Annotated in this window: 14 protein-coding genes; 7 read left to right on the top strand and 7 right to left on the bottom strand. The window is 42.3% G+C overall.

Annotated elements, in window-relative coordinates:
- The first annotated feature begins 329 nt into the window (after positions 1–329).
- On the top strand, positions 330–917 hold the full coding sequence (locus RMY64_RS20790; protein WP_322663547.1) for a DUF1997 domain-containing protein: 588 nt from the start codon (positions 330–332) through the stop codon (positions 915–917).
- Positions 918–1,191: 274 nt separating this feature from the next.
- Here RMY64_RS20790 and RMY64_RS20785 read toward each other — a convergent pair whose 3' ends face one another.
- The 4 genes from RMY64_RS20785 to RMY64_RS20770 form a co-directional block, all read right to left on the bottom strand.
- Positions 1,192–1,848, bottom strand: coding sequence for a ribonuclease HII (locus tag RMY64_RS20785; protein WP_322675009.1), 657 nt, complete (start codon positions 1,846–1,848; stop codon positions 1,192–1,194).
- A gap of 8 nt (positions 1,849–1,856) precedes the next feature.
- Positions 1,857–3,998, bottom strand: a complete 2,142-nt coding sequence (locus RMY64_RS20780; RefSeq protein WP_322700977.1) for an Rne/Rng family ribonuclease — start codon at positions 3,996–3,998, stop codon at positions 1,857–1,859.
- Between the two features lie 937 nt (positions 3,999–4,935).
- Positions 4,936–7,617: a TIGR03960 family B12-binding radical SAM protein gene (locus RMY64_RS20775; RefSeq protein WP_322675007.1), complete on the bottom strand. Its 2,682-nt coding sequence runs from the start codon at positions 7,615–7,617 to the stop codon at positions 4,936–4,938.
- Positions 7,618–7,769: 152 nt separating this feature from the next.
- A complete protein-coding gene (locus RMY64_RS20770; protein WP_322675006.1) occupies positions 7,770–8,099 on the bottom strand; it encodes an STAS domain-containing protein in 330 nt (109 codons plus the stop codon).
- A 471-nt stretch (positions 8,100–8,570) separates the two neighbouring features.
- Here RMY64_RS20770 and RMY64_RS20765 point away from each other — a divergent pair, with 471 nt between their 5' ends.
- Positions 8,571–8,771 carry a hypothetical protein gene (locus RMY64_RS20765; RefSeq protein ID WP_094349495.1) on the top strand — a complete coding sequence of 67 codons (201 nt, stop codon included), beginning with the start codon at positions 8,571–8,573 and terminating at the stop codon, positions 8,769–8,771.
- 649 nt (positions 8,772–9,420) lie between these two features.
- On the opposite strand, the gene RMY64_RS20760 is transcribed toward RMY64_RS20765, so the two are convergent.
- On the bottom strand, positions 9,421–9,786 hold the full coding sequence (locus RMY64_RS20760; RefSeq protein WP_322700978.1) for a hypothetical protein: 366 nt from the start codon (positions 9,784–9,786) through the stop codon (positions 9,421–9,423).
- 294 nt (positions 9,787–10,080) lie between these two features.
- Between RMY64_RS20760 and clpS the strand changes: the two genes are divergently transcribed.
- From clpS to RMY64_RS20745, 3 genes are all read left to right on the top strand, one after another.
- Positions 10,081–10,362: an ATP-dependent Clp protease adapter ClpS gene (clpS, locus tag RMY64_RS20755; RefSeq protein ID WP_012410249.1), complete on the top strand. Its 282-nt coding sequence runs from the start codon at positions 10,081–10,083 to the stop codon at positions 10,360–10,362.
- A 71-nt stretch (positions 10,363–10,433) separates the two neighbouring features.
- The gene (locus tag RMY64_RS20750) at positions 10,434–11,258 is read left to right on the top strand and encodes a type II CAAX endopeptidase family protein (RefSeq protein WP_322700976.1); all 825 of its coding nucleotides are present in this window, start codon (positions 10,434–10,436) and stop codon (positions 11,256–11,258) included.
- 87 nt (positions 11,259–11,345) lie between these two features.
- Entirely contained in the window at positions 11,346–12,164 is an 819-nt protein-coding gene (locus RMY64_RS20745) for a hypothetical protein (protein WP_322700975.1), read from the top strand.
- Positions 12,165–12,289: 125 nt separating this feature from the next.
- Here RMY64_RS20745 and RMY64_RS20740 read toward each other — a convergent pair whose 3' ends face one another.
- Complete coding sequence (locus tag RMY64_RS20740) at positions 12,290–12,532, bottom strand: hypothetical protein (protein WP_322700974.1); 243 nt, start codon at positions 12,530–12,532, stop codon at positions 12,290–12,292.
- Complete coding sequence (locus RMY64_RS20735) at positions 12,447–12,728, bottom strand: hypothetical protein (RefSeq protein ID WP_322700979.1); 282 nt, start codon at positions 12,726–12,728, stop codon at positions 12,447–12,449. Before RMY64_RS20735 ends, RMY64_RS20740 begins: the two co-directional genes overlap by 86 nt.
- Before the next feature lie 165 nt (positions 12,729–12,893).
- Between RMY64_RS20735 and RMY64_RS20730 the strand changes: the two genes are divergently transcribed.
- Positions 12,894–13,133 carry an antitoxin gene (locus RMY64_RS20730; RefSeq protein ID WP_298911707.1) on the top strand — a complete coding sequence of 80 codons (240 nt, stop codon included), beginning with the start codon at positions 12,894–12,896 and terminating at the stop codon, positions 13,131–13,133.
- A 9-nt stretch (positions 13,134–13,142) separates the two neighbouring features.
- Positions 13,143–13,547, top strand: a complete 405-nt coding sequence (locus RMY64_RS20725; RefSeq protein WP_322691941.1) for a type II toxin-antitoxin system VapC family toxin — start codon at positions 13,143–13,145, stop codon at positions 13,545–13,547.
- Positions 13,548–13,585 lie beyond the last annotated feature (38 nt).

Genomic DNA, 13,585 nt, shown 5'->3' with positions numbered 1-13,585 from the left:
TCCCCAGTCCCTAGTCCCTACGATTAATTCAGAAATCAAATCAGATTGCTATAGTAGTTTTTTTACTAAATCCCTCTGAAGATTTAAGAGCAATGATATTGGTTTCTACCCAAAACAAAAAGCACATTCTTGTTTTTGTGTCAAGAGTGAAATCCTAATCTTATATTTCTCGAACTCAAGATAGAATGAGCGTAACAACTTTGTGCTAGTGACGTATAGCTGATAAGCAACAATCGTTTTTATAATCAATAAATTTTGTACTTTTCTAATAATCAAAACTAAGTTGTTAAAAAATATTAAAATTAAGAAACAGATATTTTTATTAGCTCATGGCTACCCGGTTTACTGCCTCCCAATCGGTTGAAATAGCTGTTCCAGAGCAGCCTATTCCCATTCAGCACTACTTGCGTCAGCCTCAACGTCTGGTTAAGGCTTTGGTTGACAATAGCCGGATTCAGCAGCTTTCTGAGGAAGTATTTCGCTTGAAAATGCGTCCACTGACTTTTATGTCATTGAGTATTCAACCTACTGTAGACATGAGAGTCTGGGCAGAATCAAATGGAATAATTTATTTGCGATCGCTAAACTGTGAAATTTTAGGTTTCGAGTATATTAACCAGCGCTTTGCTCTCAATTTAAAAGGCTATTTGTCTCCCAAAGAGTTTAGCACTGGCACTCGCCTGCAAGGAAAAGCTGATTTAGAAGTAGTGGTGGATTTTCCACCGCCATTTTCCTTTACTCCTAAGCCGATTTTAGAAGCTACTGGCAATGGTTTGCTCAAAAGTGTACTGTTGTCGGTTAAGCAACGGTTATTGAATCAACTTTTGACGGATTATCGTTACTGGGTGATATCACAAACCAAAGATAGAGGACTTGACAGTGATAGTACTGAATTACCAATCCTGAATGCTGAGTAACTATTTAACTAATTTGTAATTCGTAATTCGTAATTCGTAATTAGAAACAGTTACACAAGGGACTTCCAACAAATAAATTATCCAATCTTGTGGGGTGGACATCTTGTCCGCCCAAGGCTTGGGGCGCTCGTGTCGCCCACCCCACAAAAAGTAGTTGAGTATTTTTTTATTTGGAGTTCCCTAAGTGGATTTAGACCCCCGATGAAAACTTAGCCAACTATAAACGTAGATTCCGTATCCGCAGGAAAAGGGAATTATACCCGAAAATTACGAATTACGAATTACGAATTATTTTGATTTGGCAAGGACGAAAAGACTGACGATGTAGGGGCGAAGGCCCGTATTGTTGCAAAGCCAGCAAATGCCGGTGGCTACCATAACCCTTGTTACACTCCAGGTTGTACATAGGGTATTTTAATGCTAAACGCATTATCAGATCGTCACGCCAAACCTTAGCGACAATACTAGCAGAGGCAATAGCGAGCGATCGCTCGTCTCCTTTAACTATTGTTTGTTGCGGCAATAGCAAATCTTTGATTGACTGATTGCCGTCAATCAAGCAGAGCGCAGGCTGTACCTTTAACTTCAGCACAGCCCGCTTCATTGCTAACAGCGTCGCTTGCAAAATATTTATCTTGTCAATTTCGGCAGTAGAAGCAAACCCAATTTTCCAGTCTATAGCCAGCGCACAAATTTGCTGCGCTAACTGAGTTCTCCGAGAACTAGACAACTTTTTACTGTCTTTGATTTTAGCTGCTATCAATATTGGCAAAGCGCGATCTGGTAAGATCACTGCTGCCGCCACGACAGGACCAAATAGAGCACCTCGCCCTACTTCATCCACACCTGCAACCAGCTCTGGAATCCCTAACAAGGTAGAAAACTCCAACCAAGTGGATTGTTCCAAAGGCGTTGGCAATATTTCTACCATAAAGCAAATTAATTATCCTCGATCGCTGAAGAACGACGGCGGCGGCGACGGCTGGCTGTGGCGCTACTATTAGCTTCACTTTCATCTGCAATTTCGTTCGCGGCAGCTTTTGCAGACAAGCGTCCCGAAGGATTCACAGTTAACTCCGATGGTGGTTCAGTTGTCTCTTCGATCAAAGATTTTTGTTCTGGCTCAATAACTTTTGGTGTCAGTATTTTGCTTGCAGTTATTTCAGGTGTTGCCTTTTGGGCAATAGTGATTATTTCAGGTGTTGCTTTTTGGACAATAGTTGATTCTGAGGTTGATTCAATTGGGGTCGTTGGTTTTTGACCGGGCTGAATCACATTAATAATCACAGACTTGGTATTTTTAACCTCTTGCTCTAACTTCACTAAGGGAGATATTCCCATCAAGGCAAATATATCCTGTTCTTGGAGGCTCATTTCTACAGTTCTAATCTCCGGTGGTTCGACCACTGGTTTAACTGGTTCTGCCTTGATAATTTTAGTGCGCTCTACTCTTTCACTCCAGCCTGGTTTACCAAGGGTGGGTGAGGGAATTTCTGGCGCAACTCCTAGTTCTGGTTCTATATCCAGGTCTAAATCTGGCTCGTTAACAAAAGTCAGGGGACTGGGAACAATCCGAGCTTCATCTTTCCCGTTTAGCCCATTGACACCAATTCGACTGCGGCGAGTCCGGGTACGGCGCTTATCATTAAGTTCTTGATAACTAGGATGATTGATCAGATTTAGGTTGCTCAATTCCGAGTCGCCGTCAAATCCTTCCCCAAATCCATCGTATGTTTCTCGTGGTTCCGGGATACGGGCAGATGGCTGACGTGGTTCTCGGTGAGGCAAGGATACAAAACGTTCGCGCTCTGGTGTTTCTGCCGGTATTGGCAATCGGTTTTCGATTTCTCCAGGCAGACGCACAGTATGCCCTAAACCGCCACAGGTGGGGCAAGTTTCACCAAACAATTCATAAATATTTTGACCCTGACGTTTGCGGGTCAATTCTACTAAACCCAGTTCGGTAAGTTGGGCAATCTGGGGACGAGCTTTGTCTGCTTTGAGTGCTTTATTAAAGTGTTCGAGAACTTGTAGTTGGTCGCGTCGCGATTCCATATCGATAAAATCAACGACGATCACCCCAGCGATATTTCGCAGACGCAACTGGCGAGCAATTTCTGTTGCTGCTTCGCAGTTTGTCCACAAAACTGTTTCTCTAGCTGTTGCCGATCGCGTAAACGAACCTGAGTTAACATCGATTACGGTTAATGCCTCCGTCGGCTCGATGATAATGTAACCGCCAGAAGGTAGGTCTACCCTTGGTTTCAGGGCTTCTCTAATTGCAGCAGTGATCCGAAAGTACTCTAAAATTGGGGAGCGATCGCGATGATGGTCAATCAACAATCCCTGCGGTGTTTGACCGCCACTCCAATTCTGCAAGTACTGTTTGACGCGCTTCAAACCAGTACTGGAATCTACCACAATCCGATTGACATCCGCGCCGTACATATCCCGCAATACGCGTTGGATAAAGTCATCGTCTCGGTTGAGCAGTGCTGGGGCACGGGTGGAATGGGCTTCCTGCTGGATAGCCTCCCATTGCTTTTGCAGCAATTCCAAATCTTCCATAATCGCTTCTTCGGGTTTACCTTCTGCTTCTGTACGCACAAGCAAACCCATTCCCGCCGGCTTAACCAAAATCGCCAGCGCTCGTAAGCGGTTGCGCTCACTTTCACTTTTAATCCGTCGAGATAAGTTTACGCCCCGACCGTAAGGCATCAGTACTACATAGCGTCCAGGTAAGGTGATATTACCTGTGAGCCTGGGCCCTTTTGTCCCCGTTGGCTCTTTCATTACTTGCACCAAAACTTTCTGTTGTGGTGTAAGTAGTTCTGTAATTGCCGCTGCGGTACGCTTGAGCTTCAATGGGCCCAAGTCGGTAACATGAATAAAACCGTTGCGCTCTGGGTCGCCAATATTAACAAAAGCCGCATCTATCCCAGGCAATACGTTTTCTACCACTCCTAAGTAGATATCGCCTATTTGATGATGACCCGTAGCAACAACGAGTTCCTGTATTTGATCTTCAGAAAAAACCGCAGCAATTTGGTGCTGCTCCGCGATGATAATTTGTTTCGGCATTCAATTTCCTCAAAAATTGGCAGCACTTACAGGTTTGAGGTTTGTTATATCAAGTCCGGTTAATTACTTAATAATTCAAAACTAATTGCGTGTCCGCGTCAGTTTTAATTACCAATGTTTTCTCGGTTTGATATTATACTTTCGCTGCCCTCGCAACCCTCAAAAGGCGCTACTGATAATAAAAATCGCAAATCTGAGCTTCTAAGTTAAATAGCTATTGGCGCTCTTAAGAGCGTTTTTACGGCTGATTATTCCAGAACTGCTGCATATCGTTTAAGCTATTAAATCAACCGTTCGTGGTTGATTTGTGATGCAATACTCTCAAATCTTGAGAGTTCTGAGTTGAAGTTCTAAATCCTGAGTGAGCATTGTAACTCAGGATGTTTTCTTTGAGAGTAACCTACTGAATTCGTTAAGAAAAAGAAACTATTTCTATTTTCCATTCCCTGGATTTATCTTAGGGTTATACTCAGCAGCCACAGTTGCTACCTTGCCTTGAGCCGCTCTAAACTAAGACAAGCACCGCTTGGCGCGTCTCGCGAACGTCTACAAGTAGGCAGAACCGACAGCAGTTGCTTTAACTCTAAAAAAGTAATGCACTAGCTCTTGGGCACTACGTGGATTAGACATTCAGCAGTTGTTTAAAAAGGATGAATTTAGAGAAACTAACCGAGCCTGCTGTTAGTTACTGATTCACAAGGTAGCTACATAGAGAGTGTGCATTCTTTAATCTGCTTTTTGTTTGTCTAGGATTTTATCCTAGAAGTTGCACTCTAATATCTTTGCTTTCGCCCCCTGAATACAGGGTAGTGAACCAGCTAATTCAATGCAGCGCCAGAAAATTTCTCTTCACCCTATTCTAACGCAACCTTGCTAAAAATCAATTCCTGTGAGCTGCCATCTATAGGACAACTACTAGCAAGTTGCCCTACAGGGATTATACCCCTAAAATTAGCCGATTGCGGTGGATGTGCAGGAGTTGAAATTCTACACCAGCCACTGTCTCTAGCATAAACAGGATTTGTTCGGGACGCAACAGCAAACCGTCCTGGCGATAGCTACCTAAATAACGGATTACAGATGACATACATTCTGCAATGCTATTGTGGGTTTCTACTAATTCCAGTTCAAATAAGCGATCGCGCAGATTTATTAACTGGCTCTTGCCTGATTTAGTTGTTTGCTCGTACCAAAGTTCCTCTTTTGCTTTGATTGTATCAATCCAGGTTTGCCATTGTATGGGTGTTGTTTCTGCTAGTGCTGCTACAGTAATTAAATACTCTGCGGACTCTAGCAGTTGGGTAGCGGCACTAGCTTTTAAATCTATTTGCTCCACATTATATATAGGTATGTCTGTGGGCATTTCACTAGCCAACTTTTCGCGGAAAGTATCAACTTCCACTGGCACAGTTAACTCAAAATCTGCAATTTCACCGCTGCTAGTAGCCCCTAGAGCCAAAGCGGTTGCTAGAGAAATCCGTGGCATTGGGTGAAACCCACCAGTAAAAGCAATTGGTAAGCCGGATCGCCGCACAACTCGGTCAAACAGACGGATTAAATCAAGATGGCTCATTAAAGCCATATTACCTTGTTTCCCAAACCAAACTCGCAGTCTTTGCGCCTTAGTTGTGTTGGGGACAAATTCGCCAGCAAATTTTGGGATAGCAGGTGATTCAATCACCACGTTGTGCCCAAAATCGGTGCCACAGACGCCACAATGAGAACAACCTTCAAAAGAGCAGTCTGGTACGATTGCAGCTTCTAGAGCGCGTTGCAAGTCTTCTTGGAGCCACTTTTTGTCAATCCCGGTATCAATATGATCCCAAGGTAGGGGAATATCGAGAGAGTGGGGAGTGCTGAGTGAGATGTTCTCCTCTGCTTCTGTGCTTTTTTGCGCCTCTATATGAAATAAATTCCATTCGCCATTTTCTACTTGGCGGTATTTCCAATCTAAATCAGCTTGGGCGATCGCAGATCCCCAAGCGCTAAAAGCTCGATCTAAATTTTCATACCAGGAATCCATACCTGCACCCAATTCCCACGCAAGGCGGACTACTTTGCTCAAATTGCGATCGCCTCGTCCTACAAAATCTTCCATTGCCGAAATGCGGACATCGGTAAAATTTACCTTCACTGCCTTGATTCGGCGGAATTCTTGCCGCAACAGGTTTTGTTTGCGCTTAAATTCAGCCGTAGAAACTGAGTGCCACTGGAATGGTGTATGGGGCTTGGGCGTAAAGTTAGAAATCGTCAGGTTAAAGTTTAGAGGTTTTCTGCCCTTGCCTCGACATTCTCGCTGTAGCCAGCTTACCGTTTCAGCAATGCCCAAAACATCAGCATCCGTTTCACCCGGCAAGCCAATCATAAAATACAACTTTATTTTATCCCAGCCTTGCTCCCAAGCGGTTTTCACCCCTCGCAACAATTCTTCATTTGTCAACCCCTTATTCACAATGTCTCGCATCCGCTGAGTACCAGCTTCTGGAGCAAAAGTCAGTCCACCTTGGCGCGTACCTCCCAGGATGTTGGCAATATTCTCATCAAATCTGTCTACCCGTTGGCTTGGTAGAGTCAGAGAAATGTTTTCATTTTTTAAGCGATTTTTGATTTCCATCCCCACTGCTGGTAGGGACAAATAATCAGAACAACTCAAAGATAGGAGGGAAAACTCATTGTAACCAGTTGCCCGCATACCCTGTTCAATTGCTTCTACAACCTTATCGGGTTCTACATCCCGTGCTGGTCGAGTCAGCATTCCTGGTTGACAGAAGCGACAGCCACGAGTGCAACCACGCCGAATCTCAATACTCAAGCGGTCATGCACCGTTTCTACGTAGGGAACCAAACCAATAGAATATGCTGGTATGGGAGTTGCAACCCGTCGCAGAATTCGTTTTGGTACGTCTGGGCGCAGAGGGTGAACTGAGCCATCCTCTGCCATGTCGTAAAACTGAGGCACATATACGCCTGGTATCTGTGCCAAATCCAGTAACAGGTGTTCCCGACTTAATCCTGCTTGTTTGCCTTGTTCTAAAATCAAACCAATTTCTGGCAGCAGTTCTTCTCCATCTCCAAGGGCGATAAAGTCGAAGAAGTCAGCATAAGGCTCAGGATTTGATGTCGCTGTTTGCCCACCAGCGAAAATCAACGGAAAGGATGACTGGGTATCGGTAGATTCTCTGCCTCCCTGCCCCTCTGCTCCTCTGCTTTCCTGCCTCTCTCGCCACGTCAAGGGAATTCCAGCTAAATCCAACATTTCGAGGATATTAGTTGCACCCAGCTCGTAACTGAGGCTAAAGCCTAAAATGTCGAATTCTCTTAGCGATCGCTTTGACTCTACCGCAAACAATGGCGTATTAGTTTCCCGTAGTTTGGCTGCCAGGTCTTTTCCTGGGAGGTAGGCGCGATCGCACAATTGACGCGGTTGGGCATTCAAGATGTTATAAAGGATGATGTGCCCTAAATTAGATGCACCGACTTCATATACTTCTGGGTAGGTTAAAACCCAACGTATTGCTGCCGTATCCCAAGGTTTGTGTACCGCTAACAGCTCGTTACCCAGGTAACGTGCTGGTTTTAAAATATCTGACGTTATTAATTTTTCAACTGCAACAACCACTGTGCTATCTTCTAGCTACCTTAATTACAGCTACCTAAACCCAACATTAGCATTGAATTAGGTCTTCTAACAGATTTTATCGTTGCAACTTACAACTCCTTTACATAAAGTCCACTTAATTATTGCCCGAACCTTTGTGCTTTTACATAAAGTTATATTTGAAGCAATTTGGCTTCAGCGTCTAATATTTCAAATACCCTATCTAGTTGCGTCAGTTCAAAAATCATTCTAATTTGTGGGGCAACAGCGCTAAGTTGGCAACTTCTTCCTAAAGTAAGAGCCAGCTTGTGTGTAGATAACAATGCCATCAACCCCGCGCTGTCTAACGATTCTACTGCTGCGAGGTCTACTACCAAGGTGGAAATACCATTTTGCGCCAACGCTGTAGCCATATCTCGTTCAAATTCCAAGGCGTTTGCAGCATTTAAGCACCCTTGGGGGCGAATAACTGCAATTTTGGGATAGTTAAGCACTGCCTGCATAGTTACATCCTATTAAGAATTTTGAAGCGTCAAGCTAAGGATTATTTGAACATAAACTCTATCTTGTTGCATCGACCATACGTCTTAGCTCTCTTTGCTGAATCTTTATTGCTTTAGTATGTCTGTTTAAAGATTGTTATAATTCCAGGTTAAAATGTGTTTATATATACTTTTTTTTTATGTCACTTCAAAAAGAATCAACTATAGACGGCCATAAAGCAGACAAATTATCAGTAACTATGCTGAGAAACCTTGCTTAGTCTATCACTAAAGCTAATTTAACCAAGTTTTAACGTTAGGTTAAATCTGCAACTTTAGCGTTGCTGATGGTATACGGCAAAGTCATAGTGAATTATCTCTCTAACTAATAAAAATGTGATATATATCACTACTAAGTTAGTATTTGGATCGCTCTTTATACTGAGACCGCTCTGGGATGATTAGTATCATATTACAGTTGGGTTATTATTTATGAGAACTCAGTACGCTATTCGTAAATTGGTAGAAAAAGCTCTTGACATTAAAAAACTAACTCCTGAGATAGAGAATGAAATCAATTCAGAACTGACGGAACTGGGTTATATTTCTGATGTTGATTACGAAGCCTTAGAATTATTAATGGCAGAGATGGATGCTGGACGAATCCAGTTGGTTCCTAGCCTGGGATTTTAAAATAATTCATAATGACGCTTTCTACCTTCGCGCAGGGTGTCGCAGACAGAAGTTATGTGTAGCTTGCTTCTCTGTAAGAAGACGAGGACTCTCTAATGTAATTCGTAATTAAATCTAGCAGGGGGATAAAAGGCTAGTATTTTTCTATGAGGTTGATTATCTAAATACTTAAAGTGGCGTAAACTGTGCTAAAAAACCTCTACATTGTGCATTCTATCGAAAATCCCCATACAGTTCGCTAAACGCCTAAAAAAATTCCTCCCAATCTGTTTGCTGAATTTGTCTACAAGCGGAATGAACTCGTTGCTAAGGGAGTTGATATCATCAATATGGCTACTGGCTCGCCAGATAAACTGACTTCTAATCATATCCTTCAGGTGATGCATCAGGCGATTGACGACGCTGCTAACCACAATTATCCACCTTACGAAGGGACGAAATAATTTCTGGTGCGAAGGATGTAGTAATCGAATTTTACAGTCTTCAATGTATGAAAGATGGTGGTATTCGCTACAGTTGAGGAAGATGCAGATAATTAGAAACTGGGGACTGGGAAGACAAAGGGACAAGGAAGACAAGGAAGAATTATTCAAGAAGTCTCTATATTGTCTATTCCCAATGCCCAATGCCCAATGCCCAATGCCCCATTCTAATCCCCAATCACCAATCCCTCTTGATATGCTTGCCAAAGTTGGTGAATAAACTGATTAAGTTGCTGCTTTGCGGCTGAATCAGGTTCAGTTTTTGGTTCTTTCGCTAAAAGTTGGCTCAAGAAGGTAATTACTTCTGTGTCTAATGCTGGGCGAAATAAATTGGCAGGCCAAAGTAAGTCAGATGCGTCTCGCAAATCGGTAATTAAGGGTGATTCTTCTATGAAAGTAACCATTAATAAAGGACGCACCCAGCACAACTGGCGAGAAATTACAAATTGAATGACTTCTGCATGCAGGTTCCTGTCGCCATACTCTAGAGACACAATTTGTCCTGGTTGAAGAAAATCTAGGCTCATGTCCATCTTGGGCAAGGGCAAGGATTGTTTTGCTTGCAACTTTCTTAATTTTAAAAGTGAAAATGCGCTACGTTTAAGAAAAGCTTCTGTAAGATTAGGGTAGCACTCTTACGGCAGCCATGTCTTAGACGTGTGCCTTATCAAGTGACTACGCAAAATTAATCAACCAATCCCTGCCAGCAAAGGGTTTTCCTAGCATAGTATCTGAGCAAAAATACTATAGAATAGGTAAACAACTGTTGAGCGATCGCAAAACAGAGACTTTGTTGTAGTGAAGTAACGAGAAAAGAGCAAAGAGCCGTGTCAGTTGAAACTATTCAAAAGCCTTCCACAACCCGCAAGCTCGCGCCTCGGTATCGCGTTTTGCTCCATAACGACGACTACAACTCTATGGAGCATGTTGTACAGTCGCTAATCGCCACTGTACCTAGCCTTACCCAACCCCAAGCTGTGAGCATCATGATGGAAGCCCATACTAACGGGCTAGCTTTAGTCATTACTTGCGCCTTGGAACACGCTGAGTTTTATTGCGAAACATTGATAAGTCATGGTTTAAGTAGCACCATTGAACCTGATGAATAGTCATTAGTTATTAGTCATTGGTCATTAGTCGAAATTTAGAGTATTGGCTGCTGATTAGTGACTTATTTAGTATGAAAAAAAACCTTGTCCGTTTAGCTGAACGCCCTGTCCCTATTAGGCTGGGTGCTTTTATTTTGACTTTATTGTTGCTATGGTTGCCATTGGCTACACCAATATACTTACTAGTGGATGATTCAAATTTAGAAAGTATATTGACATTGGTATTGTTATATGCAGTATTTATTTTCCTCCTGAGACTATGGGGCAAATATGTCTACCAGCAATCGCAAATTCTGCGGCATTATGGTTTGGAATTCACGCGGCAAAACGGTGTGGATTTACTGCGTGGCTTGGCTCTGGGGATAATTAATATTCTGATACTTTTTGGGGTAGAAAGTTTGTTGGGTTGGTTGGTGTGGCAACAACCGAAAGTTTTCTTGCTGAAAGTTGTTTTAGAGGGTTTACTTGTTGGCTTAGGTGTTGGATTTGCTGAGGAATTGTTATTCCGAGGCTGGTTGCTAGATGAATTACAACGAGATTACAGTCTGCGTGTGGCACTGTGGACAGATGCAATTGCCTTTGCTACATTGCACTTTATTAAACCCTTGGAGGCAATTATTCATACACTGCCGCAATTTCCAGCTTTAGTACTGCTGGGGTTAACGCAGGTATGGGGAAAGCGTTGGCAAAGGGGACGTTTGGGTTTACCAATTGGTTTACATGGTGGTTTAGTTTGGGGCTACTACATTATTAATGTGGGTAAATTAGTGAAATATTCTGGTGAAGTTCCTGATTGGGTAACTGGTGTGAATAATAATCCCCTGCAAGGAGTTATGGGAGTGTTGTTAATGAGTGTACTAGCTTTGGGGATACGAGGGCGAACAGTGAAAAATTAAAAATGGGTAACATATTTTGAAGATAACTAACTTCTTCTTATTTTTGGGAAATCTAGTAATAGATAATTTGATATAGCACGTGTTCGTATGCCTCAGTTACAAATTATTATTACTGGAATTTTATGTGTAGCTATCTTTACTTGCTGGTTAGTCTTTAGCAGTTCAACTTTTAACATTGGAATAACTCCTATTATTGCTATACTTTTTCTATTGATATCGTTGGGATTAGTTTTTTGGGTATTCTTCAGTCCATCGGGAAAAGCATTCGCCCATAAATACAACAAATCACAACAGCAAATAGCAGAAGTAGAGGGCAAAATTTCCTTACTTACTCAGACTCGATTGAGAGAAAGTAACTATACAAAAGTAATGCTTGATTTTCAGGGACTTTATACATTCTCGGAAGTATCAGAATGGGATAAAAATGCAGGCATTACAATTCAAAAAATCATGGATTCAATTCAAAATATTGAGATAGAGATAGATGCTCACAAAGATGTTTTAAATCAGTGGAAAAGAAAGGAGCTTCAGAAGAAACATATATCAGTCCTAGAAAACATGGCGGAGAAACTACAAGAAGCCATAGACTTTACCCCTAACTCTTCTAAAGAGCAAAAGGCACTACTCAAGGAACTACGCCATCAGAAAAAAGAATTACAGTTACAGAAGCGTGAAGTAACAGCTAATATGAAGGTAATACAAGCAAATGCTCGTTCTCGCAGTGTTTATGCAGGTAGGGGTTTTTTGGGTATATATAATTCCAAACTAGCAGCATCGGAACGACGTAGAATTCGGTATCAAAAAGAAGCTGAATTAAATCCTAGTGAAGATATAAAAGCAGCGATCGAACGTCAGATTATGCAAATTGATAAAAATATCCTTTGGGTTGAAAGATTTTCAGAGTGATCTAAGCTTCCTGTTATAGCGATCGTCTGGAACTATAAATTGGGGAAGCGCTCTGCATCAGAATACATAATTGCTAAAAATTTTGATCGCCTGTCTTCACGATAATTCACATTGGGCGATCGCACCTACGCCACATTTTTGACTGAGATAATTCCTTCACCACACCACTGAATCAGTAGCCATCTGTCAGAATCTTTATCCAGTGCTGGCTTGAGACGGAAATTAAAAACCTCTTGCCATACCTCTACTCCATACTGAGATACAAAATCTGCCTCTAGTTCTTTAAACTGTTCCCATTGCCGATTTGCGATCGCGCTCAACATGGGAATGATTGCGGTGATTGAGACTTCTGCGGCGACGGGTGTCATTCTGGGTAATCCTCAAAAGTACAAATAATCGGCATAGGTGGTTTTTTAGTGTTGATGATTTTAACCAACCGTTTACCTTTGCTTCTGGCAGCGCAAAACAGGCTAACTCTGTTTCTGCTGCCGACCAATCTCTTAAATCTGTTACCGGGTCAAACTCCTCTTCATCTGAGCTGTTTGATTGGCTTTCGTCGCTCATGCTTTGATTCGTTAATAGGGACTGCGACTAGGTACAGTTCGGCTCACAAATTTTCACCTGCTGAAACTGCAAGCACTAACAGATAGTAAAATTTTAAGTAATTGACATGATATTGTAAAGCAACGCACTGCGGCGAAATAATTATAATTTTAAGGAGATTGCTTGATGCCAAACTCATGCCACGTTTACCTCTTACGGGATGGGCAACATCAAGTCCTAACTATTCCTGATGAATTTGCTCTATCCAGCACAGAAGTTTTGTTACGCAAAGAAGGTAATCGATTAATCATCGAACCTATTTCTTCCGGTTCTCTACTTTCGCTGCTTGCCACTTTGGAAGATATTACAGAAAACTTTCCTAACATAGATGAAGGGTTACTGCCACTCGATGACATCGTGCTTTAATCCTGGCCAATGACCTATCAATACCTGCTAGACACCAACATTATTTCAGATTTGGTAAGACATCCTCAAGGTTTGGTGTTTCAGCGGCTTATAGCCGTAGAGGAAAACTGCATTTGTACCAGCATTATTGTAGTGTGTGAACTGCGATTTGGTGCAGCTAAAAGTGGCTCTCTCCGTCTTCTTCATCAACTAGAAAGCATTCTTGAAGTGTTACCTATTTTGTCGCTATCGTCTCCCGTGGATCAGCACTATGCGGTAATTCGCACACACTTAGAGCAAACAGGAAGACCCATCGACCCTAATGACTTACTGATTGCTGCCCATGCCCTAGCCCTTAACCTAACGCTTGTTACAGCAAATGTCCGCGAATTTGAACGCGTACCTGGTCTAAGCGTAGAAAATTGGCTACTTTGAAGGCATACATTGGGGTGCTTTAGTATTTATTATTCATT

The sequence above is a fragment of the Nostoc sp. DedQUE08 genome, from assembly GCF_034530895.1.
Lineage (GTDB): Bacteria > Cyanobacteriota > Cyanobacteriia > Cyanobacteriales > Nostocaceae > Nostoc.
Note: the sequence above shows the minus strand (reverse complement) of the source record. Positions and strands in the feature narration are given on the sequence as shown.